General features: G+C 53.4%; 18 protein-coding genes. 10 read left to right on the plus strand and 8 right to left on the minus strand.

Features of this window, described 5'->3' with window-relative positions; genetic code table 11:
* Positions 1 to 1,334 precede the first annotated feature (1,334 nt).
* Entirely contained in the window at positions 1,335 to 2,513 is a 1,179-nt protein-coding gene (locus NXT01_RS06030) for a DUF3068 domain-containing protein (protein ID WP_259078607.1), read from the minus strand.
* Positions 2,514 to 2,588: 75 nt separating this feature from the next.
* Here NXT01_RS06030 and NXT01_RS06035 point away from each other — a divergent pair, with 75 nt between their 5' ends.
* The 5 genes from NXT01_RS06035 to NXT01_RS06055 all read left to right on the plus strand — a co-directional run bounded on the left by NXT01_RS06035 (position 2,589) and on the right by NXT01_RS06055 (position 7,667).
* Positions 2,589 to 3,689: an acyltransferase gene (locus NXT01_RS06035; protein ID WP_259078608.1), complete on the plus strand. Its 1,101-nt coding sequence runs from the start codon at positions 2,589 to 2,591 to the stop codon at positions 3,687 to 3,689.
* A gap of 297 nt (positions 3,690 to 3,986) precedes the next feature.
* Entirely contained in the window at positions 3,987 to 5,120 is a 1,134-nt protein-coding gene (locus NXT01_RS06040) for a metal ABC transporter substrate-binding protein (protein ID WP_259078610.1), read from the plus strand.
* A gap of 129 nt (positions 5,121 to 5,249) precedes the next feature.
* Positions 5,250 to 5,915 carry a metal ABC transporter ATP-binding protein gene (locus NXT01_RS06045; protein WP_259078612.1) on the plus strand — a complete coding sequence of 222 codons (666 nt, stop codon included), beginning with the start codon at positions 5,250 to 5,252 and terminating at the stop codon, positions 5,913 to 5,915.
* Positions 5,912 to 6,799 carry a metal ABC transporter permease gene (locus tag NXT01_RS06050; RefSeq protein ID WP_259078614.1) on the plus strand — a complete coding sequence of 296 codons (888 nt, stop codon included), beginning with the start codon at positions 5,912 to 5,914 and terminating at the stop codon, positions 6,797 to 6,799. Before NXT01_RS06045 ends, NXT01_RS06050 begins: the two co-directional genes overlap by 4 nt.
* Positions 6,792 to 7,667, plus strand: a complete 876-nt coding sequence (locus NXT01_RS06055; RefSeq protein ID WP_259078615.1) for a metal ABC transporter permease — start codon at positions 6,792 to 6,794, stop codon at positions 7,665 to 7,667. Before NXT01_RS06050 ends, NXT01_RS06055 begins: the two co-directional genes overlap by 8 nt.
* Here NXT01_RS06055 and NXT01_RS06060 read toward each other — a convergent pair.
* Together NXT01_RS06060 and NXT01_RS06065 are read right to left on the minus strand one after the other, a co-directional pair.
* Positions 7,600 to 10,770 (minus strand): DUF3367 domain-containing protein, encoded by a 3,171-nt coding sequence (locus tag NXT01_RS06060; protein ID WP_259078617.1) that lies wholly within the window; start codon positions 10,768 to 10,770, stop codon positions 7,600 to 7,602. The genes NXT01_RS06055 and NXT01_RS06060 overlap by 68 nt on opposite strands.
* A gap of 35 nt (positions 10,771 to 10,805) precedes the next feature.
* The gene (locus NXT01_RS06065; protein WP_259078618.1) at positions 10,806 to 11,003 is read right to left on the minus strand and encodes a DUF2613 domain-containing protein; all 198 of its coding nucleotides are present in this window, start codon (positions 11,001 to 11,003) and stop codon (positions 10,806 to 10,808) included.
* Between the two features lie 119 nt (positions 11,004 to 11,122).
* Here NXT01_RS06065 and NXT01_RS06070 point away from each other — a divergent pair, with 119 nt between their 5' ends.
* The 3 genes from NXT01_RS06070 (at position 11,123) to NXT01_RS06080 (ending at position 14,543) form a co-directional block, all read left to right on the plus strand.
* Positions 11,123 to 12,244 carry a glycoside hydrolase family 3 N-terminal domain-containing protein gene (locus NXT01_RS06070; RefSeq protein WP_259078619.1) on the plus strand — a complete coding sequence of 374 codons (1,122 nt, stop codon included), beginning with the start codon at positions 11,123 to 11,125 and terminating at the stop codon, positions 12,242 to 12,244.
* A 53-nt stretch (positions 12,245 to 12,297) separates the two neighbouring features.
* Positions 12,298 to 13,986, plus strand: a complete 1,689-nt coding sequence (locus tag NXT01_RS06075) for a VanW family protein (RefSeq protein ID WP_259078620.1) — start codon at positions 12,298 to 12,300, stop codon at positions 13,984 to 13,986.
* A 191-nt stretch (positions 13,987 to 14,177) separates the two neighbouring features.
* Positions 14,178 to 14,543, plus strand: coding sequence for a hypothetical protein (locus tag NXT01_RS06080; protein WP_259078622.1), 366 nt, complete (start codon positions 14,178 to 14,180; stop codon positions 14,541 to 14,543).
* Between the two features lie 48 nt (positions 14,544 to 14,591).
* Here the strand turns inward: NXT01_RS06080 and NXT01_RS06085 are convergent, their stop codons facing one another.
* Positions 14,592 to 15,185, minus strand: coding sequence for a low molecular weight phosphatase family protein (locus NXT01_RS06085; protein ID WP_259078631.1), 594 nt, complete (start codon positions 15,183 to 15,185; stop codon positions 14,592 to 14,594).
* Between the two features lie 302 nt (positions 15,186 to 15,487).
* Here NXT01_RS06085 and dcd point away from each other — a divergent pair, with 302 nt between their 5' ends.
* Positions 15,488 to 16,051, plus strand: coding sequence for a dCTP deaminase (gene dcd, locus NXT01_RS06090; RefSeq protein ID WP_259078633.1), 564 nt, complete (start codon positions 15,488 to 15,490; stop codon positions 16,049 to 16,051).
* A 42-nt stretch (positions 16,052 to 16,093) separates the two neighbouring features.
* Here dcd and NXT01_RS06095 read toward each other — a convergent pair whose 3' ends face one another.
* From NXT01_RS06095 to NXT01_RS06110, 4 genes are all read right to left on the minus strand, one after another.
* Positions 16,094 to 17,356, minus strand: a complete 1,263-nt coding sequence (locus NXT01_RS06095) for a YibE/F family protein (RefSeq protein WP_259078635.1) — start codon at positions 17,354 to 17,356, stop codon at positions 16,094 to 16,096.
* Positions 17,357 to 17,388: 32 nt separating this feature from the next.
* Positions 17,389 to 18,660 carry a pyridoxal phosphate-dependent aminotransferase gene (locus NXT01_RS06100; protein ID WP_310472074.1) on the minus strand — a complete coding sequence of 424 codons (1,272 nt, stop codon included), beginning with the start codon at positions 18,658 to 18,660 and terminating at the stop codon, positions 17,389 to 17,391.
* Positions 18,661 to 18,731: 71 nt separating this feature from the next.
* A complete protein-coding gene (locus NXT01_RS06105) occupies positions 18,732 to 19,346 on the minus strand; it encodes a DUF1707 domain-containing protein (RefSeq protein WP_259078637.1) in 615 nt (204 codons plus the stop codon).
* 73 nt (positions 19,347 to 19,419) lie between these two features.
* On the minus strand, positions 19,420 to 22,284 hold the full coding sequence (locus NXT01_RS06110; RefSeq protein ID WP_259078639.1) for a (Fe-S)-binding protein: 2,865 nt from the start codon (positions 22,282 to 22,284) through the stop codon (positions 19,420 to 19,422).
* Positions 22,285 to 22,616: 332 nt separating this feature from the next.
* On the opposite strand from NXT01_RS06110, the gene NXT01_RS06115 reads away from it, so the two are divergent.
* On the plus strand, positions 22,617 to 24,221 hold the full coding sequence (locus NXT01_RS06115; protein WP_259078641.1) for an inorganic phosphate transporter: 1,605 nt from the start codon (positions 22,617 to 22,619) through the stop codon (positions 24,219 to 24,221).
* Positions 24,222 to 24,226: the final 5 nt, after the last annotated feature.

Raw genomic sequence — 24,226 nt, forward strand, 5'->3', positions numbered from 1 at the left:
TGGGTAATGGGCTGAGAATGCCACCCTTTTTGATATGGCTAATGCCCATGCGATTAAGTTCATCCACCCGTCCAGTGCGATACGCATCCACCGCGTGCAAGAATTCTTCGCGCGGAGGATCCGCCACTTGTCCCTCGACTTTGAGCGCCCCAGAACTCAGCAGAGGCAGCACCTTATGTGCGGGATCGACTACCACTCTATCCCCGAGAGTGAGCAAGCCTGAGGAATCGAGATTGAGCACTGCGCCGCGGTATTCTTCTTGTGAAAATTCTTGGCCCAACTCCTCCCACTCCTTCGAGAGGGGGGTAGCTTTTAAGGCCTGCATACTCAACGAAGCATCCGGGACATTTGCAAGGGCGAGCAGCACCACCACAAGTGCTATCGACGGGCGCATTCGCGCCGCCGCCCATGCTAGTCCTGGGATGAGAAGGATAGCGAGCTTCTGTGAATCTCGCACCAGCGCTGCACCAGGAATTATCCCAAGAATAGTCGGATAAACCCACACCATAACAAAGACCAGGATCGCTCCTGCACTCAAGAGTTTTAGACGCCTGGGCATAAAAGCGGCCAGTAATACGAAAAGAATAAGGCCAGCGATTCCGAACCCCATGGTCCGCGAAACTGGTACCGCCTCGGAATTCCAGATCCCCCCCAAGCTCAAAAAACTTCCTAATGTGCCCAGACCTTTCTCAGCGCGACCCAAAAAGAGCGAGGTATCAGAGGCTATGGGAGGGTGCAGTATGCTGGGGACGAGCCAGGGCAACGCACAGATGACCGAAAACGATGCGACGATCAGACGCTTAGCAGAGACAGTCCACGCCGTGATGGCTGCAAAAATGAGACCAGATGGCGTCAAACTACATAGCCACACCAAAAATAACTGGCTAGCGGGTCGTCGGCGCAGTACTACGATTGCCGGCAACAGCCAGGCCACGAAGGCCAATGACCAGTGCCCTTGGAGGAAGCGCTCGATAACAAAAGGATTCCATACGATAATCGTGATCGCAGCCATTCGCGGCAGCGTACGCATACTCATGTGATAACCTGCCCATGCCCCTATGCTGGCGGCACCAACGAGCAGGACACGCACAACCCATGAAGCAGGCAGAAGGATCCCGATCAGAGCTAAAAAACCATCTTGCGGGACAGCTCTCGCCGGCTGGAAACCGAAGCCAACTGCATCGAGGTGCAGGATCGGATGGTCGAGTACCACCATATCCCGCCACAATAAGGATCCAGGGTGAATGAAAACTCCCACGATCGCCATGATCAAAAATCCCGCCCACATAATTGCTGGATCCAAACCCCACCGCTTGGGTATGCGAGCAGTCATATCAACTCTTTTCAGCGGTTCGGCACCTAGCGATTCTCAGACGGTGGCTCACGGAATATACGATCAAAACAAGGGCAAGTACCTTGATCATATAAGGAATAAGTTGGCCAAAGAAAAGCGTCCGAACCGTGGGGCGAGCGAGCTGCACCAGTGCCTGTTGGGTTGCCTCATCCCATTCAAATCGCGCCTTGAAAATTGTTCGATACTTATCGCCTGGGATCTCCTGAGGGTCCGACAATTGTGCAGCGCGCGCAGTGTCAGTCGCTTCACGAAGATTCTGGGCGAAGAAAACGTAAATATTATTGACCTCATTGAGGATGACACCGGTATGCGATTCGACAAAAACGCGTCGGTAGGCGGCGTAGTAAGGACGCAGCGGCACCGTACCCGCCGCCGCTGCCGCAGAACCGGGAGAGTAAAAGGCTGAGGCTTCAACATATAAGTCACGATTCGAGAGATCTGCCAGCGTGGCGCTGCCTGATGAATCTTTTTCATGAGCTCTTCCCTCTGGAGACAGATTTTCTAAGATAAGAGAGCTGCTGGTTAGGGCCGTTGCCGGTATTTCTTGTTGATACACCAGTACGTCGCCTGCGCTCGCACGTGGGTAATCGCCGCGGGATATCGTCTCCACATAATCCAAGGGGGCCTCTTTACCTGCCAATATATCGAAAAATCTATAGCTCACTCGTGCTGGCTTATAGGGAAAGAAATATTGCAGTCCGCCGCGGGCGAATTGGGAAGAATCGATGTGGAGATTGAAATAGGGCGCCGTCAACTCAACGGAAGAACGGGGACCAAGGACGGGAAAGGCTGTCTGTGCATCTAATTCGACATCATCACTTATATGAAAAAGCTCTACGCCCTCGTTGGTGCTTAGCCGCTGCTCGGAGTGCACGCTGATGGTATGATCGCCGCGGTGCTGCGGATTCTGAGCAGCTGCACTACGCACCCGACGCTGGAGAGTCACGTCCTGGAAATCGAGACGACAGGGGTGAATATCTACGCAGGTTTTCGTGGGTTTGATGATCTCCGCCTTGGTGCTCTGGGAGATCATCTGCATATCCCATCCGGGCTGCAATGGGCGCAGAGTGAGAGCTAACACATCCGGAGTGAGATGAGCTGCGATAAAAAGCACCAGTCCGACAGTGATCATAACCCGGTTCCGAGTGGCTGCGATCATCGCTTACTCCTTCGATTCCTGCAGAGATTTTCGTACATACTTTACTTCCCCGTGGCGCTCATAGACACTAAAGCTATGTCTGAAAACCCTCATATTCCGCGTTTTAAACCTGCCCTCGAAGGAGTGCGGGGGGTTGCGGCGCTAGGAGTCATGACTACTCATATCGCTTTCCAAACCGGTCTTGATCCGCGCAGTGTAGGGGGAGCTATCATTGCCCGTTTCGATTTCTTCGTGGCCGTTTTCTTCACGCTTTCGGCTTTTGTATTGTGGCGACAGCATCGTTACCAGGGTTATTATATGCGCCGGTTCGCCCGTATCGTACCAGCATATTGGATTATGGTATTGCTAGCGTGGGCACTTTTATCTGACAGCTTTGCAATGAGTAAATCACTTATTATTGCACATCTAAGTTTTACACAGCTCTACATTCCGCAGGGTCTTATCGGCGGATTGACTCATCTGTGGAGTTTGGTCGTCGAGATAGCCTTTTATCTACTTGTTCCGCCGTTATATTGTGTGCTGAAACGTTTCCCTCCCTGGGGGCGCATCTTAGTTATCGTGGCCTTGGCAGCTATCAGTTTGGGATGGGCTTGGCTGCCGTGGGTTATAGCTAGCCCGGCGCCTGGAATCGCCAACCGGCAGATCTACCCACCCGCTTTCTTTTTATGGTTTGCACTCGGAATCATAGCCGCCGAACTGGAACCGCGATGTGCAGGATCGCCTTTGGCTCGAGCATGGTTTAGGGCGCGCGTCCCGTGTGTTGTTGGCGCACTCATTATTGCCTATATCGCGGGCCAGGAGTGGGTAGGGCCTCTAGGGCTTACTCATCCCAGTCCTGGAGAATTTACGGTTCGAATTCTCCTTGGGGGAGTATTCAGTATCTTTATTATAGGCCCCTATATATGGGCGGAGGGGAGGTCGATTTATACCACCGCACCCGTCACGTACCTTGGCCGGATTAGCTATTCTTTTTTTCTTGTCCATCTCCCCGTCCTTTCCGTGGTCATTACAATGACCCAGACACCTCTTTTTTCTGGACATTTTCTTACTATTTGGGGGTGGACCTTTTTCGGGTCGCTCGCACTTGCCTATGCGGGGTATGAGCTGGTGGAAAAACCTGCGCAGCGGTGGATTTTAGGATTGTTTTCTCGTCTGAAAGATCAACCTATATCGTGATTAAGCTCTGGTTTTTCTGCGTGGTGAGTTGTGCTAGATCTGCTTGAAGTTGTAACTTAGGTGTGCTTAACTTTATATTCATGGAAACGGTTATCCTCTAGCCTTCTGCACCTGGCATCTCCAGCAGGTATATAGATGGACCCAAATCACGTAAGTCCAGGTGGACGATCGTTTCCGAGAAGAATATAGCAACCTAAGTGAGGTTGCCAGCACAACTGACCACAACCTCCCCTGGAACACACTCGTATTATCGATGTTACTGGGGAGTACAAGCTAGAAGATTGTCGAGCTTTAGAGATGAGAATTTCTCGTTCCGTATTATCTTGCTGCGCACTCGCAGGATCTGCCGCCCTCGTTCTTGCCGGCTGCAGCTCCACCGATGCAGGCATGGAGACTACTACCGATAACGCCAAGATGGACAGCGCTCAGGTGGTCCACGCGGTAGCAACCACAACTCAGATTTGTGATTACCTGACCCATATCGCCGCCACTGGTATGACCTTGGAGAAGACAGATGCTCAAGGTCAGGAGACCACCTCTGGTTCCGGCGATGTTACTCTTGACCTCACCTGCTTACTAGCTCCTAATGCCTCCGCTCACGAGCACGAGATGACCCCGAAGCAGATGAAGGCACTGGGCAATGCTGACCTTTTCTTTGTCAACGGCGTAGATCTTGAGCACTTCCTCGATTCTGCTATTAGCTCCTCGGGCTTCAAAGGCACCATGGCTGTGACCTCTGGTGTGAGCGATGAAAAAGGTGAGGGTTTCGATGTTGACCTCGGCGTAGAAAAAGTAGAGGTTCGCGAGTGGCCATTCATAGAACCAGGCGAAACCCCAGAGTTCACCCACGATCCTCATATCTGGACCGATCCGAAACGGGCTGCCATTCAGGTGACCAATATCGGTTCAGTGCTCACTAAAGCTGACCCTGCCGCCGCTGACGTATTCAAAGACGCAGTGGATACCTACAAGGCTAAGCTGGATGAACTCGATCAGTGGGTTCAGGATTCAATCAACTCGGTGCCTCAAGAGAACCGCACGCTGTTTACCTCCCATGACGCCTTTGGTTATTTTTCTGAGTCCTATGGCGTGAAATTTGTCGGCGCCGCTCTCAGCGACTTCAACCACCAGCAGGATGCTACCGCTGATCATATCCAGCAGGCTGCTGAAGAAGTGAAGGCCTCTGGCGCTCGCGCTCTCTTTGCCGAAAATTCCAATAACTCGAAGTCGATCGAGGCAATCGCGCGGGTCGCCGGCGTTAAGGCTATTACCGACGAAGACGCCCTCTACGGCGACTCGTTGGGCCCCGTAGGTTCCGCTGGTGAAACCTATATCGGTTCCATTATCCACAATGTGACCACCCTGGTTGAAGCATGGGATGGCACCGTAGCCCCATTGCCAGCATCGTTGCAAGAGTTCGCCAAGAACTAAACGCTTTCTAGGCGCATTATATCTGTACCCCACAGCCCCTCTAAGAGAACTAGAAAAGGTGGCTGTGGGGTCTTGAACTTTCAACAGAAAAAATTTCATCGACACCCTCGCCCCCATCAAAGGAATACTGTGACTACTCCACGCACCCCCGTAATCACAATGGATAAAGTGTCCTGCGGTTATGGGCCAGAAACCGTCTTAGCCAATGTGAATTTCCGTCTAGCCCATGGTGATGCCTTGGGTCTGATCGGGCCTAATGGTTCCGGCAAATCCACCCTCCTTAAAGGCATTATCGGTCTCTGCCGGGTGCAAGGCGAGATCGAATACGATGGCACTGTGGGTTATGTCCCCCAGTACCAAGATGTCGATTTATCCTTCCCCGTCACCGCTAAGCAGGTTGTGCAGATGGGACTCTATGCATCCACCCCATGGTGGAGAAGAGTATCGGCACAGAAAGTCGAATATGCACTCGATGTCGTTGGGTTATCTGATAAAGCGAATACCCGCTTCGGCGATCTCTCCGGTGGTCAGCGGCAACGCGTACTCATCGCACGTGCACTGGTGACCGAACCAAGTCTTGTCCTTCTCGACGAACCCTTTAATGGTCTCGATGTGGAATCGAGACGTGTCTTAGTGGAAACCATTAGGCGCTTAAAGACCAGCGGTACTGCCATTATCATCTCCACACATGACTATGATCTTGCAGATCAGGTGTGCGAACGCTGTGCTGAGGTCGGTGGCGGCCAAGTCAATATCAGAGATACTCACGATGTCCTTGGTGGTCGGGCTCTATGATTACCACAGAGCAACTCATCGATATTTTCACCGTCCCCTACCTTTATCGCGCTCTAATTGTGCTCGTCATACTGGGAATTATTGGTGGTATCGTCGGTGTTTTAGTCAACCTGCGGGCGGTTGAATTCTCGGTGGAGGCTCTGGTGCACTCCATTTTTCCCGGAATGGTAGCAGGCCTTGCTATTGGCGGCATTGAAGGCATTATTCCAGGCGCCGCGCTGGTAGCGGCTTTAGCGGCTTTTATGCTCACTCTCACCACGAAAAGACAAGCTCCGGAGGCAGGTACCGCAGTGGTGTTGACCAGCTTCTATGGGATCGGCGTAGTGATGAGTTTGGCGATAGGCGATTACTCCGGTCAGCTCGATAGCCTTATGTTCGGTCGCCTGCTCGATATCACCCCTACTCGGATGAACCAAGCTTTGGTTTGTGCCATTATCGCTCTTACTTTAGTTCTCATCACCTGGCGCCAGCAGGTACTTGTGGCTTTTGATCGCACCTTCGCGGAGGCAAATAAGCACAAAACGTCCCTGATTGATGCCTGCTTAAATGCAGCCATAGCCGCCTGCGTGGTGGCTGCTTCCTCGGCGGTGGGAGTGCTGTTGGTAATCGGATATCTCGTCATCCCGGGTTCTGCCGCTCGACTCTTATGCCGCACCCCGAGGTCAATGGTGGTAGTAGCGATGGCCTCCGGCATTATCGCTGCCTTTATCGGTGTCATTGTGATGAATCTGAACCTTTCTCGTCAGGTATCACCCCAGGCCGCTGTATCCCTTTCATTGATCGTGGTTTTTGTGCTGGCTTTAGTGGTAGCCGCTCTTCGAAGCAGGCTTAGCCCAGGGACGAAACGTACCTTCCACAGTCGCGGGAGTTTAGCTGATGCTTGATATCCTTTTCCTTCCTATCATCGAGGTCATCGTCGTGGGCGGACTGATGGGCGCCGTTGGTGCGCTTGCAGTATTAGGAAAGCGCGTATTCTTCTCTGAGTCCCTATCTCATGGCACGTTCCCCGGAGCCGTTCTTGGCGTGGTGGTGGGCCAGTTTATCGGTGGCGATCTCAGTCTCTGGCTCTTCGCAGGGGCGGCGCTATGCTGTATCCCTCTGGCTTTACTGATGCGCTATCTGGCAGGTTTGGAGGGCATTTCCGCGACGGCGGCTGCGGGTATTGTTCTGACACTCGGCTATTCCCTTGGCATTTTTCTGCTGAGATGGTTCCAACCATTGCCGCTGAAAGTTGAGAGTTTCTTAACTGGTTCTTTGGTGTCGGTCAACCATATGGATGTGTATTCTGCCATCGGAGTAGCGGTGGTAGCCACGATAGTTCTCGTCACTTTCGGGCGGAACCTATCGCTCTATTATTTCGACCCCGTCGCTTTTAAGATTTCCCATGCGCGTGCCGGACGTTCGCTGGTCCCTTTTATCGCGGAGCTGCTGACTCTGTCGCTTTTATGTGCCTCAATGGTGGTTGCTATCCCGGCGGTGGGTTCGATTCTCTCCATAGCACTTCTTGTAGCCCCTGCTGCCGCACTGAAAGATTTCACCCGAACTTTCTTCGGTCTGATTATTGCCGGCACCGTGGCGGGTATCGCTATTGGGTTAACTGGTCTAGGTGTGGCGGTCTATTTGAATTATTCAACCGGTGGCACTGTGGCGGTTACGGCGGGATGTTTCTATCTACTGTCGCGACTTATCCTGAGCGCACAACAGTATCTGGTTCCGGCTTCGGCCCGAAGACCAACAGCAGCAATAAGGTAGCGCTTAGTACGGTGACTGCAAGGTTATCGCCGGCATAGTTCGGTGCTGGCCAGGGAGCACGAGCGTACCAAAGAGCCAGGACAACTCCGGTGCCCATCATGAGGGCGCCACGGCTAAAGTAACTGTAGCGACTGATAAAACTAACCACTACTGCCAGGGGTGCAACCCACCACCCAGCGGCCAGCATGAGCCCAATTAGGGTGATAGCAGTGATCACACCATGCGCTAGGAGAGAGTCCGGGCCTAAGGGATACAAACGGGGGCGAGCACGTGCACTCAGCAGAGCAATAAGCGCAGTAAAGAGAGACATCAGCGCGCCGAGGAGGAGGCCGCTGCGATAACCCGACTCCCCGGCGAAGCGGAGACGAAATTCCCCACCATTGTTAGCAGGGAGAACAAAGCCTTGCATTCCGGCGTTAATGACCATCGGACTTAGTTGCTGGTTTCCAAGGGTGGCTTCAAGGCCTGATTGATAGGCTCGCGAGACGAGGAGAACACGATCATATTCAGTCGGTTTGATCGTAGCCCCAGCTATGGCATCTGTAGGGTGAGAATCTTCTAGTGGCACCAAAGGGGCGCCCTGTAGCTGGGCCCCCACCTTTCCTAGCCGCACCATATGTGCAAAACTTTCCATGAAGTGGACGCCTGGACTAAGGGTAAGCCGATCCCCACACCGGTAGCGCTGCTGATCAATGAGTACCGAGTTTTCACATGGTTGGGCCACAACCTCGACCTCCACAACCTCCGGTACCTCAAAAGAGCGTTCCAGTACGGCTGTGGGATAGAAATAGCGCTGGAAAATCCATGCTTGAACCCCTCGAGGTGCTGCGGGCACTCGAATACTGGATGTTATGGGATGGTTGATATATCCAAAATCGGCTACCCCTACTGGCACTAGAGAACGGCCTAGTTCAAGCCGCACCCCGTGGGAGGATCCTCCGGGTAGACGCAGCTGGTAATCTTTACCAGTTTGAAGCTCCCTAGTGATATGTGCGTCCCCATTGTGCACAGTTACCGTGGTTGTAACAGCCTGATGGGTGCGGGCGCTGAGCCGCACTGAGATAACTGGATCAGTTACTTCCGCATCAGGGCGCAATTCAATCCATTCGCCTGCAGATGCTCCGGCTCGTGGGTACCAAGCACTCACCGTTCTCGAGTCGATGGCAGCCGTTGCCGCTTGATCAAGACGAGGAGCGGGAAAATTAGTGGCATCGGATGCCGCAGAAGAACTGGTTACAACCCCGCCTGAGAAGACCAGAGTACTTGCGGGAGCTGATGAGGGATAGTCGATGACACGGTGGGTGATATCAGCGTGATCAGATCGCGGTGCATCTGCGCGTAGCGCCGCGGAACTGTGTCCGAGGGAGCCGTAGTTGCGGGCTACCTTTATTGGGGTATCACTGATAATAGTGGATTGATTGAAGGTAGATTCAGTGGCTAGTTGGTAGGCTCCAGCACCCATGAGGGCGAGGCCTTCACCGCCAGCGGAAACTATAGGTAGCTGATCGAGTCGAGCCGTAAGGAGCTGTAAATCTGGTTCGATTAGGGCTATCTCTACCTCGCCGAAGCGCTGGGTGGGTCCATAGAAATCGAGAACCGAATCAGCTCCATGGGAGCTGTTCACATCGTGGCGCACGAGCACCGCACCGATTCCGTGACGGCGCAAATTATCCAGTGTCGGAACTACCGTCATACCGTCTAAGCCACGAATAGCCTCGGAGTTGATCAGGGGAATAGCATCGCGTACCGCAAAGGGAATATCGGTGAGAAATTGGATGGGTTCATCCCTTGTCCACCCCCATTCCTGCCGAGCGAAAGCACGGGCGGGAAGAACCAAAGTGCGGGTATGGGCAGCATGGGTTTCTAGATACTCGGCGGCCTGATACCAATAAGAGGGGATCTTCTCGAAAGCGCCCTTGGGCATCAAACCCCCCGACAGCGCGGGAAGAAAGGAAGCTACGGCCAGCGTGGATATTAAGACCTGGGCCGGAATTTCCTTCGGGTGGGAGGAGAACCGTGTTCCTAAGTGGGCGATGCCCACCATAAGCGGAAGCCTTAAGAGAGCATCGAATTTCGAAATATTGCGAAGGGCCACAAAAGGCCCAGAATCGAGGAGGGTTGGAATATGCCCCGCTCCGCCAAAAATAATGAGGCCGACGCCGAGCACGAGCAGCCAGAAGGAACGATGGGAATAGGACGCTAGTCCCCATAAACCCATGGTAGCCACCGCTAGGGTAAGGACGACCGCAGTCGGGGAGGAGACTAGGAGGAAACCGGCACTGCGTTCACTATCAACGAAGGGCACCCAGCTCGTAGTCCCTCTAAGAATCTCAGCAAGATTGAGCCAGCGCGTAGTGATAGCCGTATTTTCGATGAAATCCACGAAGGGGGCGCTGAAGCGAGAGAAAAAACCCAGCGGAATAATCCACCAGCTATTTATACCCAGGACCCCCACTCCCCACCAGAGAAAGTGCTTGAGAGTTCTACTGCGGTAAGAACAGCAGCTCAGTTCATAGATGAAGTACAGCGCCGCAGGTAGAACGGCTGCCCAAGAGGCTGTGGCATTAATACCCCCTAAGAAACCTGCAGCAATAACCGATAACGCTATTGATCGCTGGGTGCCCATTATGGGCAGAAGGATCCAGGGGGTGAGCATAATGGGCCACACTTCAGAGGAAATGGTGGTCAGATTGCTCAGAGTTCGGGGTGCTAAAACAAATGTGAAGCTGGCTACGATCTGGATATAAAAGGTACCGATGTCCAGCTTTTTTAGTAATAGGACAGATCCTAAATAGCCCGTAAAGAGAACAATGAGCCACCAGCTACGCTCTACGATGACGAGAGGGATATTCAAAACGGAACCAAGAAGAAAAAATGCTCCGTGTGGAAAAAAATATCCGTAGGCCTGATTTTGTAATTGCCCGAAAGTGAAACGGTCAGTATAGAGATTGAATGCTTGGCTGAGAAACTGTCCTGGGTTGATCAGGAGGTCCATCTTAGTGTCGGCGCTGATAAGACCTGGCGGTTGCAGTGAAACAATGAGCAAACACGTGACGAAGCCAATGAGCGCCGCACGCTGAGTACTACCGTTGGCGCTGGCCACCTTCATTAAGTTTCGCGCCTGCATGATATGCGCAGCTAGTTGCGCGATCCGTATTCCGGATCGCCGAGAATAGCATCTGAGGCCGATAACCCGTTATCGAGCTGAGCAGGGCTATCATCGATAGCAGTATTACTTCCGACAATAGCTGCGACACCGAGAGCAATGCCCACAGCAGCGCTGGCAATAGCCGGCCCTAGGGTACGCCATCGCAGAGAATCGGAAGAAAAAGCCATAATGACCAAGATACCAGCCACCGCTTGACTCCGTCATCTTGCCCACCACATCACTCGATGAAGACGGCTAAACTAGCAACAGGACTCAACAGGGAAATAATCAAAGGTCGTGATCAACGGTGTCAAAGAAGCTCGCAACGCTCCTTGGCACGCTCACCGTATTCGCACACAGCTGCACGATCAATACAGATAATCGCCACGAAGTTGAAGCGCCGGTGACCACGTCGTCCCCCATGCCTACTCTTCTACTACCTCAACAAGAACTTCCGCCGGAGGACCCGGCATTAGTGCGCGCCCTCGTCGGGCAACTTATGATGGTTGGCGTCAATGATTTCGATGACGCCCTTTTCGCCTTGCGTCAGGGTGTGGGTGGGATTTTCATTCGATCTGATAGCAACCCCGAATTACTCATCACCCCAGGCCGTGACCTAGCTACTCTGCGACGGTTGATCGGGCGCCCCTTCGCTGTTGGAATTGATTTCGAAGGCGGTAGGGTTCTCAGACATCGGGAAATATTGGGTGACTTCCCGTCCCCGCGGGATATGGCAGATACGTTGAGCCCCGATCAAGTACGCGGCCTCGCTTTCGAGATGGGCACTATTCTTAATCAGCACGGTATTACGGTCAACTTCGCCCCCGTCATTGATGTAGATGGTGACGGACTGGCGGTCGTGGGCGATCGGGCCTTTAGCCATGATCCGCTCCGATCGTCTCTCTATGCCACGGCCTTTGCTCTGGGAATGCGCGATGCTGGGGTGATCCCCGTATTTAAGCATTTCCCAGGTCATGGACGAGCTACTGGAGATTCCCACCATGAGACAGTGCGCACCCCGCCGCTCGATGAGCTGATGACCAGGGATCTGCTGCCTTATGGCGCCATCGCCGACATTCCTGATGCCGCAGTGATGGTCGGACATATGGTGGTGCCAGGTCTGGGGGAGCTGCCTGCAAGCCTGAGCCCTCAAGCATACGAGTTACTGCGTCGAGGTCATTATCCAGGGGGCAGCCCATTTAGCGGGATTATTTTCACCGATGACCTCTCGGGGATGCGGGCAATCAGTGATCAGCTCTCGATACCCGAGGCGGTGGGCCTGGCGCTCAGTGCGGGGGCGGACCAGGCACTGTGGATTAGTACCGCTGAATTGCCCGCGGTTATCGATCAGGTCACCGCTGATTATGGTACGGAAAATATAGCTGAACTGCGTACGCGCGCCGAGCGAGTGGCAGCTTTACAACGTTAACGGGGGTACTGATCCTGTTGGTCTAGATCAACAGCACCGGTAGATTAATAGCGGTGGGCACAAAGACAAAGAAGAAGTCTCGAAGAGCAACCATTATCGCTGGCATCCTCATCGGGCTGCTGGCCATTGTTGCTGCCGTCATTGGGGCTGATTTTGCACTCAACCGCGGCACTATCGCACCTGGAACCGCAATTGGTGGCGTAGATGTCGGTGGCCTCAACAGGGCTGAGGCGCAAGCTAAATTAGAGCTGGAATTGGGGGAGAAGTTTTCCGCACCCGTCACCATTAAGGCGGGGGAAATCACAGCGACCATTGAGCCTTTGCGCGCCGGGTTGGGTATCGATTGGGATCAAACCCTCTTAGCGGTTGAGAATCAACCTTTTAATCCGATTCGTCGCTTCATGGGACACTGGCGTACCTATGAGGTTCCCGTAGTCTCGAGCGTAGATGAGAGTCTGCTCAATCCTGAGCTCGACCGCCTCGTCGCAGAGTTAAACCGGGAGCCTATTAACGGAGCTATTCGCCTCGAGGGGGGAACGGTTATCGTCGATCCGCGCCCCGAAAATGGTCAAGTTGTGCAGCGAGAATGGCTCGCCACCAGTATCCCAGCTGAATGGTTGAGTCCCCAGGGGGTCAGCGTGGATGCGAGCATTGTCAATCCCGAATACGGTGTGGATAAGGTCCAGCGCGTTGTCGATGGTATTGCCGCCGAGTCAGTCTCCGCACCAATTATTGTCCACGGCCGCGACGGTATCGACGGGCGTATCGAGCCAGCTCGCATGGGTGAAGTCGTCACCTTCGTAGCTAAAAATTCTACCTTCATTCCAGAGGTCAACCCAGAGTTAGCTCGCGAAATCCTATCTGAAGGCCTAGCACAAACGGAAGTTCCTAAAAGAAATGCTCGCATAGATTTCTCCAATGGCTCTAAGGTTGTTACCCCCCATGCTGATGGAGTCATGATCGATTGGGAAGAGACACTCAAGGAACTCCCCCAGCGCATTACGGGAACAAGCCCGAAAGAATTTGATGCTATCTATCGTGATAACCCCGCGACCTTCACGACCGAGATGGCTCAGGTTGCCACCTTTGACCAACAGGTCTCTAGCTTTACAACGTCCGGTTATTCGGGCCCATCGGGGGTCAATATCAAGCGGGTGGCAGAGATGGTTTCCGGTGCCATCGTGGCCCCAGGTGAAATATTTAGCCTAAACGGTTATACCGGGCCCCGCGGAAGAGCTCAAGGCTATGTAGAATCTGGCGTTATTTTGAATGGCCGAGCAGATACTGCGGTTGGCGGCGGAATTTCTCAGTTCGCTACTACGTTGTACAACGCTTCCTATTTTGCTGGAATGCAAGACATCACCCACACTCCGCATAGCTATTATATTTCGCGCTACCCCGCAGGTCGCGAAGCAACGGTCTATGAGGGTCTCATTGATCTGCAGTTTAAAAATACCTCTTCCCATCCCGTTCGCATTGTCACTGCCTTCGGAGACGGAGCTATTACGGTGAGCTTTATGGGCGTAAAAACTGTTGAGGTGGAATCTGTTAATGGCGGACGGTGGGCCTATACCCAGCCCCAGGTGATGAATGTATCAGGAAGTAATTGCTCACCTTCTGGCGGTGCTCCTGGTTTTACTACGAGTGATACCCGAATCATTAGGGATTTGGCGGGTAACGAGCTTAGTCGCGAAAAACAAGTCACAATATACGATCCATCGCCGATCGTTCGATGTCGCTAGAACTGCCCTCATTTGGGGGCGGATACATTTGTTGAATATAAAGCGGTTAAAATGTGAAAATGCTATTATTTCTCGGTGGAGCCTGAGGTGGGAGGTGAGTAGCGTTAGTTCGCCTTTATCTCACCGCTCGCATTATGCTTGTATCAGCTTAATTTATCCGTTTGTTGTCTCACACTTATAAGGTGGAAATAATGAAGAAGACTGTTTCTCTTCTCGCTTCCTTGGCAGTAGCCTCCTCTCTCGTCGTTGCTACCCCTGCCTACGCGCAGTCCGGTTCAGATGCTCCTGCAGCTCCTGCGGCCCCAGCGGCTCCAGCGGCTCCTGCAGATCCTGCTCAAAAAGAGCTCGAGCCAGCTCAGATCGGTGCCATCACGGGTACTGTTCTCGGTGCTGTTTTCGGTACCGCTGCTCTCGTGGCTTATCTTGGCTCCGTTGTGAAGGCTGTCATGGCTAAGCTGATGCCAGCTCCTGCTCCAGCACCAGCTCCTGCTCCAGCACCTGATATGCACCACGGCAAGGGCATCATGAAGAAGGGTATGCCTAAGGTTCACGCCTAAAGCGAATAAAAAAATCCTCTTACTCTCAATCGGGAGTAAGAGGATTTTTTATGCTGCCATAAATTCGGGAATGAGTTTACCGTGAGGGCGTGGCTCGATGCCGCATTCCTCAAGGAGATTCCGCACATTGGCTTCGATTTGATCGCACATTTGGTGACAAGCCTTCGGGCTGCTCACATCCTTGTTCACTACCCAGTGATGGGAGCCTGTAACCGCTTCTTCGTCGAAGGATACAATTGTTTCTATGTGATCGACGGTATGGGGGTTGAAGGTCTTGGGCTTCAAATCTACTGTGGGAATTCCGCGCTCTTGAAGCACCTCGATAACCATTGGCTCCACCATAAACTGTGGGTCCGTTCCTACAGAGCGGACGAAAACATTTTCCCCGCCGAGATAGCGGGTATAGGCGGAAGCGATTTGAGTCCGAGCTGCATTATCTGCGGAGACAAACAGAATACTGTGTGTCGTGCCAGTAGGTTGCGTAGCAGAGTGGCTTCGACTCAAATAGACACTGAGATCTTCCTGAGGCTCGCTCTCGGGGCTCACGGGACGAGGAGGTTGTTCTTCCCCGCCGAGGAAATTGGAAAAAATTTCTCCCCAGCGGTTTGAGAGCTTCGTTGATGTGAGATTCATAAAAGACATATCGCTGAGGCTCCTTTTCTTTTCTTCTTTTTAAATGGTCACTTCACAAGGATTGCTCCACTAGTGATGATCTATACTACTCTACCCAGAAAAATCGTTGGTGCAACCCAATTATTGATCTTATCCCGTGGGTGAATTCCACTAACGGCCATAAATATGCACTCTGATGTGCAATAATAAGAAAACTGACGAGGGGAATAATATTAGGAGAAATATTTTGTAGGTCGTGTCTAGGGGAAAAATCTGCGAGGTGGAGCGGGCTTGTCATTGCAATCGAGAATGAAGCTATTAGACTAAGAGACGTGCTTTATTCCGACAAAGATATTCGAGCTGCCCTCGACGCTCACGAGCTCATTATTGAGCCCTTCGATCCCGAACTTATTCAGCCCTCGAGTATCGACGTGCGTATGGATCGGTATTTCCGAGTGTTTAATAACTCGAAGTACACCCATATCGACCCAAAATTACAGCAAGATGACCTCACCAGCTTGGTGGAAGTCGAAGAGGGTGAACCCTTCGTCCTGCACCCAGGAGAATTTGTCCTTGGCTCGACATTAGAGAGGTTCACACTTCCCTCCCATATTGCCGGGCGTCTCGAAGGCAAATCCTCGCTCGGACGCCTCGGTTTGCTGACCCACTCTACGGCGGGCTTCATTGATCCAGGTTTTTCCGGCTATATCACCTTGGAGTTGTCTAATGTGGCTAATCTGCCGATTATCTTGTGGCCTGGAATGAAGGTTGGGCAGCTAGCGTTGTTCAAGCTCACTACACCAGCAGAAATTCCCTATGGGTCTGGGGTTCTGGGATCAAAATACCAGGGCCAGCGAGGGCCTACCCCGTCCAAGGCCTATCTCAACTTTCGTTAGAGGCCCAATGAAAAAGCCCCCGTATAAAGGGGGCTTCGGCATTTAGTGGCTGTGTCCAACCTGTCGAACTGCATGGCTTCCGCGCGTAGAATCAGGCACCGTATACGCTGCTAAAAGCGTGGTGAGAGGAACTGAAAGGGTCAGCGCAAAAGCACCTATTCCAGAACGTAGTAATTCGGTAGCGACAAGATCAGAGCTAAGAATTTGACCTAAGGGCCTATCCGAGACGCTCAGCAAGAGCATCATGGGTAAGGTCGCGCCGGTATATGTGAGAACAAGCGTGTACACCATGGAGGAAATATGGTCGCGGCCGACCCGCATCGCCGAAACAAAGAGGCGCCAGGGTTTAGCCTCAGGATCGAGCTCAGCAAGCTCGTTGATGGTGGATGCTTGAGCCACGGCAACGTCGTTGAGTACGCCCAAGGAACCAATAATAAAGCCGCACAGCATCAGCCCCACGACGTTGACATCCGGTAGATACAACAGGATATAAAGGTTGCCCTCTTCACCGAGTCCACGGATCTGATTGTGTTCTATTGCCACAGTGGCGAGCCACGCTGCCACCGCTAGTGCCACCATGGTGCCCCCCAAGGCCGCTGCGGATTTCCAGTTCAAGCCATGAACCAAGATCACCACGATAGGCAGAATAACCGAGCCGCTTAATACAGCAATCGCTAGTGGGTTTTCACCTAGCAGCAGTGCTGGAATGGTGAATTTTGCAATAAAAATAAGGGTCAGTCCAAGACCGATGAGAGCACGAATGCCCCGCATTAAGGCTAGGGCCACGATGGCGCCTGCGATGGCGAGAGCCCACAGAATCAGTTCGAAACTGCGATTGATATCACCAAAGGCGTAGGCCAAATCCCCATTCGTATCCTTGGTCTCGGTGAGTCGGATTTTTTGGCCCACGCTGAGGGTGGGATCGCTGGCCTCCCCAGAGTTGATGATCAGGGTGCGTTGACCAGAATTTTCGCCACTGGTGATATCGACGAGATACCATTGGCAATCACTCGTGCTGCCGGGTACCACTCGGGGAGATGTAGTAAAGATGCGTCCCGCTTCGGGGCTGGAGCAGGAACCTCGTTGCTCGTGGGAGACGGTGCCATCCACTTGGGCAGTGCCTACCGAAAAGGTCTGGTAAAAGCTGGGGGAGACCTGAGGGGTTTTGCCCCCGGGCCATAAATATCCCACTCCTGCTATCGCTAGTGCTGCCCAGATGAGTAGCGATATTAATACTGCTGCTCGCCATGGGGCGAGCGGGGATCGACCCCGAGGAGCAGTAGTTTGCGTGGCGTGCCGACCCACCAGCCTAACCTCCTGGAAAAATTCTGCGGATTTTACTGCTTGTAGCTGGCGAGGAAATTACCCAAGCGCTCGATGGCAACCGATAATTCGCTCGCCCACGGGAGTGTCACGACCCTAAAGTGATCGGGTCGAGGCCAGTTGAAGCCGGTGCCGTGGACGAGCAGAATTTTTTCGGAGCGCAGCAAATCCAACATAAGCTGCGCATCATCGTGAATATCATAATAATCTAAATCAAGCTTCGGGAAGGCATAGAGCGCCCCCATGGGTTTGACGCAGGATACACCAGGGATCTGGTTGAGCTTGTCAAAGGTGATATTGCGCTGTTCGAGTAGCCGCCCGCCACTACCAGTGAGCTGATAGATGGACTGACGACCACCCAAAGCTACTTGAATGGCGTGCTGCGCTGGCACGTTGGGGCACAATCTGGTGCCAGCGAGAAGGTCAATGCCTTCAATAAAACCAGAAGCATTATGTCGTGGACCTGTGATGACCATCCATCCAGCCCGGTAGCCGGCAACGCGGTATGCCTTCGACAGGCCATTAAACGTAATGCACAAAAGATCAGGGCAGAGAGTGGCAATAGAAATATGCTCGGCATCATCGTAGAGAATTCTGTCATAGATCTCATCCGCTAAAATAAGGAGATCGTATTCGCGGGCAATATCAACGATCTGTTGCAGAACCTCGCGAGAATACACCGCGCCTGTGGGATTATTGGGGTTAATGATCACAATGGCTTTGGTTTGCGGGGTGATCTTTTCCCGAATATCAGCAATCGAGGGATTCCAGTTATCCTCCTCATCGCAGAGATAGTGCACCGGCTTACCGCCTGCGAGGGAGGTCGCCGCGGTCCACAGGGGGTAATCTGGCGCAGGAATAAGCACCTCGTCACCATTGCTAAGGAGCGCTTGAGCCGTCATGGTGATGAGCTCGGAGACACCATTGCCAAGATAGACATCATCGACATCAAAATATGGGAAGTCGGGAATTAGCTCATAGCGAGTGACAATTGCGCGGCGGGCTGAGATGATGCCCTTCGAGGTGGAATACCCCTGAGCAGTGGGCAAGGAAGCGATGATATCGCGAATGATCACATCCGGTGCTTCGAATCCGAAAACTGCTGGATTACCTGTATTCAGTTTCAGAATGCGGTGTCCATCGGCTTCTAAGCGTTCGGCTTCTTTAGCGACTGGCCCACGAATTTCGTAGAGCACATTCTTCATCTTGTCGGCCTGATCGAAGATGCGGCGTGGTCGCCTCGTGCGTGATTTTTCGGGAGCTGGTTGCGAATCCTTTGCCTTCATAGCTTCTTATTGTGCCACCGATGGCACCCAGGTGTGAATAAACCTGTGTGTTACTTAGAGAGCTGTCCCGCTTAGGAATGACGTCTCCGCGCTTCGGCGATGAGACGTGAGGTGGCATCAAGAACATTCGTTTTCAGTTCTTCCTGTTTTTGTTGCCTGATTGCGCGCTGCGCTAATCGCTGTTGTTCAAGGTTGTACTGAGCCCACATGAGCTCTTCGCGCTGAGCGCTTTTTGCCTGCAATTGTCGACGCCTATCCAACGCCGCTGCACTTGGTGCGTGCCACGAGCTTGGTCCGACCTTAAAAAGGTATAAAAGGATGTACAAAATAAAGGGCAAAAATAGGAAAGATTCTAAACCCGTAGCCCCGAGGGACATAAAGGAAACGAGGGTTCCCAGCAAGAGGACCCCTAAGCGAATGCGTCGCCCTGAGCGGTGGGCCTCCATAATCTCGCTGCGACTATACATAGGTTCCATAGGAGAAAGGACGGGTTCTTGAGGTCGGGGAAGATCCGCGAAAACCTCCATCACCTCAGCACGTTTGGTTGCGTGTGTAATTCTATCGACACGCTCTTCGTACTCGTCCAAGTTTAGGCGTCCTTGGGCTACATGAATGCCCAACTCGTCAATAGCCTTGCTGCGCTCAGCGTCACCCAAACGATAGTCCGGAAGCCCATTCATACTCATAAGCTCCAGTTTAGTAGAAGTAGAGAGAAAAGAAATCGGGGAAGACCCCGATTTTCCTTTCCATGTACTCAGCTTAGGAATCCTCGCCGTCATCCGTGTCGGTTGCCTCTGGTGGCTCCACAAGAGGGGGTATAGCGGTAGGCGGTACCGCAGCCGGTGGTACGGGTGCTGGTGGCACGGCTATGGGAGGGGTAGCTGCTGGTGGGACGCTCGTAGGTGGAGCCGGCGCGGAGGGCACGGCCACGGGGGGAGTAGCTGCTGGCGGAACTGGTGAAGGAGCGCCAGCGCTGGGGGGAGTAGGCGCTGGTGGAACCGCAGCCGGTGGTACTGGTGCTGGTGGCACAGCTATGGGGGGAGTAGCTGCTGGCGGAACTGGTGAAGATGCGCCGGCGGTGGGAGGGGTAGCTGCTGGAGGGACGCTTGTAGGTGGAACCGGTGCCGGGGGCACGGCCGTAGGGGGAGTAGCTGTTGGAGGGGTGGCAGCCGGTGGAACTGCTGTTGGGGGTACCGCTAGCGGTGGTGCAGCCGCAGGAGGTACCGGCACTGCTGGTGTGGTCGCCGGTGGAACTGCAGTGGATTGATTCGCTGTCTGCGGTGGCGTGGGCACTGTGGGCACTGTGGGCGCGGTGGGCACGGTGGGCACAACAGGTACGGGAGGCACAGCAGCAGACACGACCGGCGTGCTCCTTGGTGCAGTATCTATTGGTTTCTGCTGTTGGCGCCTCGGAGTGGCTGGCTCTGGAGCGCTCTCCGCCTTTTTCTTGCGACGAATCGGTTGCTCGAGGAAGCGCTTCTCGTGAGGCGGAGGCAGGTGTCCGTCAATAAGAATAGAGTCGCGCAACATCTGAGCAACGTCTTTAACCTCAGGTGCATTCTCGGTGCTCTGAGCTTTTACCCCGCCAGTCAGCATGGTGTTGCAGAAGGGGCAGCCCACAGCAATAGACCCCGCACCTGAGGCAATGGCTTCTTGGGCGCGGTTATCGCTGATACGGCTGCCGAGCTTTTCCTCCATGAACATGCGAGCGCCGCCAGCGCCACAGCAGAAGCCCTCATTGCGGTTGCGATCCATCTCTGTCAATTCGGCGCCCGTGGCCTCGATGAGTTCACGTGGTGGATCAAAAATTTTGTTATGTCGACCCAGGAAACAAGGATCGTGGTAGGTAATGGGAGCTCGGTCCGCTGCGGAGCGAGGGATTGGCGTGAGTAATTGATCGCGCACCAGACGGTTCAACAGCTGGGTATGGTGGAAGACGTCGAAGTGCCCGTCGAAATCGGGGTATTCATTGCGCAGCGTATTGAAGCAGTGCGGACAGGTGGTGATGATCTTGCGCTGGCCCTGCACCACTCCATTGAAAACACCATTGAGGGTACCGATATTGTCGTGGGCAAGCTCTTGGAAGAGGAATTCATTGCCAGCTCGTCGGGCGGGATCTCCAGTGCAGGTTTCACCGGTGGAAAGCACCGCAAATTTCACCCCAGCAGTGTGCAATAATTCCACAACCGCTCGAGTGGTTCGGCGTCCGGCTTCGTCAAAGGCACCAGCGCACCCCACCCAGAAGAGATACTCGGTATCGGAGAAGTCGGTGATGTCTTCGCCAAAGATGGGGACAGTGATTCCGTCGCGACGGGCCTCGTCGATCCAGCTGGCGCGCTCTTTGCGGTTGCGCCCCCAAGGGTTTCCCTTAGTTTCGAGGGCCTTGAAGAGTCCAGCTAATTCGCTGGGGAATTCGGAGGCAGACAATACCTGGTAGCGGCGTAGGTTGGAAATATGGTCAATATGTTCGATATCAACGGGGCACTGCTCCACGCAGGCTCCGCAGTTGGTGCAACTCCAAAGCACATCAGGTTCGATGATCGCCCCTTCACCAGCGAGCCGGAGCACATCGAGGTTGGCGTGTGAGGAGTCGGCCTGGAAGGTGGCAGGGTCGGTGAGGTAACTGGAGTTGGCAACGGCTGCATCGCGAATATCGGTGATAAAAAGCTTCGGTGAGAGCGGCTTGTCTGTGTGCCAGGCTGGGCACTGCTCCTGGCACCGCCCACATTCAGTGCAAGCTGTGGAGTCAAGGAGGAGTTTCCAAGGTGCCTGATCGAGGGTGCCCACCCCAAGCTCGTAGTCGGAATCGTCAAGGGTTGCGATATCGAGTTTTTCGCCACCTGAATACATAGGTACCATCGCCCCCAGAGATTTTGGGGTGCTGTCAAGGCGCTGGAAAAAGATGGAGAAGAAGGCGAGGAAGCGGTGCCACGCCACACCCCAGTTTAAGTTGTGCGCAACAACGATCAGCCACACCATGCCAGTGAGTAATTTAAAGAGCGCAAAGAGGCTCACCATCACAGGGGAAGCGGGCAAGAGAAGTGCGATATAGCGGCTGAGAAAATCTGCCCATACTGAGGCTTGACCGTAGGTTGCGATCTTGCCGGCTTTGACTAAGAGCATTCCCAGTCCCTCGCCGAAGACGACAGCTTCAACGAAAAAGGCTGCGCGTGACGACGACCCGTAGAAGCGCGACAGACGATCTCGCGTTCCTTTCCGCAGCCGCAGTATAAAAAGAGCGCTAATGCCAAGAACTGTCCCAATGGCCAAGAATTCCTCGGCAAAATGGTAGAGCTTGAGTGAGGATAATATTGGCCAGCCGCCCGCAGGTACAAAGGTCTGGATATAGGCTTCAAACCACACCACCGAGCCGATAAGAAAGCCCATCATGACAAACCAGTGGGCGAGGGCGACAACTGGCTTGCGCATCATCTCGGTGTGAAAAAATACTTCCTTTAATGTCAGTGCGACGCGCTTGAGCGGTTGATTAAAGCGATGAGGGGTGGGCTGACCTGAGGAGATGAGTTTGAATAAACGTCTAACCGCGAGCCCAAAATAAACCCAGGCGGGCACTGAGGCAAGAATGCCAATTACGCCAATAATGAATAAAGAAGTGTCAGGCATAGAGATGAGGAAAACCTTCGGGGAGGGTAGCTATTACATTTTTGAAAGATGGGCACAATTCCATGTGCTGCTAACTCTAGTAGGGTTGCGCCCGCAACGTCTTATTCGCCTAGCGTTCAGTACTATAGCTAGTGGTCAGCTAGTGGCCGCGGTCACGCAAGCTGTCCAATCCACTGCTGATCACTTTAGGGACAAGGTAGAGACCTAATACCCCTTAATAGGGGGTTATTAACCTTTTGTTTACCAAGGGCGAGAAAGCTGCTTCTCGGTACGATCATCCACGGATGAAACCCTCACCAAACAAACGGCGTTGAGAAAGTTGGATTTTCCCTATGACAAATAGCTCCATTGCAGTGGCGCCCATAGCCAATAATGATGCTACCGATAAGTGGTGGCATCTAGGATTCGGCGGCCTGCTGGCTGGCGTCGTCATCTTCTTCGGTTTCTGGTCCTTCGGCTACGTCGGTCCTGAGGCAAATAAAGCCATGCTGATCACAGCCATCGTCTTCGGCACATTCATGGCTTTTAATATCGGCGGTAACGACGTCGCTAACTCTTTCGGCACCTCTGTAGGTGCCGGCACTCTCTCAATGAAACAGGCACTCGCTGTTGCCGCGGTCTTTGAGGTATCGGGCGCAGTTCTTGCAGGTGGAGAAGTAACCGATACCGTGAAATCGGGGATCGTGGATCTCGAAGCGGTGAATTTGAGCGCCGATCAATTTGGTTTCATTATGATGGCCTCCCTGCTTGGAGCTGCCGTCTGGCTGCTATTGGCCACCCGAATGGGCTGGCCAGTGTCTACGACTCACTCCATAATCGGCGGTATCGTCGGTGCGTCTCTGTGTCTTGGCATTACTGAAGGTATTGGCGGCACCGATATGGTGCAGTGGAATAAAATCGGATCCATTGCGGCCTCCTGGGTGCTCTCTCCAGTATTAGGTGGCATAGCGGCCTTTATCCTCTTCGGTTTGATTAAACGTCATATTTTGAAATTCAACGAGGACGCCGATACCACTCTGCGCGCTATCAAGGAAGAGCGCGTACGCTTGCACCGCGAATTTAAATCCTCCTTCGAGCGTCTGAACGAGGTCCAACAGCTGGCCTATACCAATGCCATGACTCGCGATGCAGCGCTTATTGCGGAGCCAGATTTTGACCCCGATGAGCTGGAATCAGACTATTATCGCGATCTTCACCGTCTCAATCGACGCCGCGATGAGCTCAATACCCACCAGGCTCTGGAGAATTGGGTACCGCTACTCGCGGCTTTAGGAGCGGCACTCATTGGCGCGATGATTCTCTTCAAAGGGCTCAAGCACACTAATATTCATCTCACCAGTTTGGGTAACGGTTTGGTGCTCGCCATGATTGCCGCCGTTGTGTGGATGGCTGTCTTCATTTTCTCTCGTACCCTTAAACGCCAAAACTTAGGACGCGCTACCTTTATCCTCTTCTCATGGATGCAGGTATTTACAGCGTCGGCCTTTGCCTTTTCCCACGGCTCCAATGATATCGCTAATGCTATTGGCCCCTTCTCTGCTGTGCTCGATGTCTTAAAGACCGGGGAGATTAATAGCAAAGCCGCTGTGCCGACGGCTGCCATGATCACCTGTGGTGTTGCCCTCATCGCCGGCCTGTGGTTTATTGGCCGCTACGTTATTCAAACCGTGGGCTCTGGGCTGACTAAGATGCACCCAGCCTCGGGCTTTGCTGCGGAGCTGGCAGCAGCCAGCGTGGTGATGATTGCCTCAATGCTCGGTCTTCCCGTCTCCTCAACTCATATTCTCATCGGTGCAGTCTTAGGCGTGGGAATTGTTAATCGCGCCGCCAACTGGTCGCTGATGAAACCGATTGCTTTGGCCTGGATTATTACCCTGCCATCCGCAGCGGCGGTATCGTCCATTGCAGTTCTTGTTCTCAATGCAATCTGGGGCTAATAGCT

Source organism: Corynebacterium sp. ES2775-CONJ (assembly GCF_024814515.1).
Classification (GTDB): Bacteria; Actinomycetota; Actinomycetes; order Mycobacteriales; family Mycobacteriaceae; genus Corynebacterium.

Excerpts from the sequence above, each read along its gene's own strand:
- NXT01_RS06030 (WP_259078607.1), bottom strand. The coding sequence starts at position 2,513 with ATGATCGCAGCCACTCGGAACCGGGTTATGATCACTGTCGGACTGGTG.
- NXT01_RS06035 (WP_259078608.1), top strand. The coding sequence starts at position 2,589 with ATGTCTGAAAACCCTCATATTCCGCGTTTTAAACCTGCCCTCGAAGGA.
- NXT01_RS06040 (WP_259078610.1), top strand. The coding sequence starts at position 3,987 with ATGAGAATTTCTCGTTCCGTATTATCTTGCTGCGCACTCGCAGGATCT.
- NXT01_RS06050 (WP_259078614.1), top strand. The coding sequence starts at position 5,912 with ATGATTACCACAGAGCAACTCATCGATATTTTCACCGTCCCCTACCTT.
- NXT01_RS06055 (WP_259078615.1), top strand. The coding sequence starts at position 6,792 with ATGCTTGATATCCTTTTCCTTCCTATCATCGAGGTCATCGTCGTGGGC.
- NXT01_RS06065 (WP_259078618.1), bottom strand. The coding sequence starts at position 11,003 with ATGGCTTTTTCTTCCGATTCTCTGCGATGGCGTACCCTAGGGCCGGCT.
- NXT01_RS06080 (WP_259078622.1), top strand. The coding sequence starts at position 14,178 with ATGAAGAAGACTGTTTCTCTTCTCGCTTCCTTGGCAGTAGCCTCCTCT.
- NXT01_RS06085 (WP_259078631.1), bottom strand. The coding sequence starts at position 15,185 with ATGTCTTTTATGAATCTCACATCAACGAAGCTCTCAAACCGCTGGGGA.
- NXT01_RS06100 (WP_310472074.1), bottom strand. The coding sequence starts at position 18,660 with ATGAAGGCAAAGGATTCGCAACCAGCTCCCGAAAAATCACGCACGAGG.
- NXT01_RS06105 (WP_259078637.1), bottom strand. The coding sequence starts at position 19,346 with ATGAGTATGAATGGGCTTCCGGACTATCGTTTGGGTGACGCTGAGCGC.
- NXT01_RS06110 (WP_259078639.1), bottom strand. The coding sequence starts at position 22,284 with ATGCCTGACACTTCTTTATTCATTATTGGCGTAATTGGCATTCTTGCC.
- NXT01_RS06115 (WP_259078641.1), top strand. The coding sequence starts at position 22,617 with ATGACAAATAGCTCCATTGCAGTGGCGCCCATAGCCAATAATGATGCT.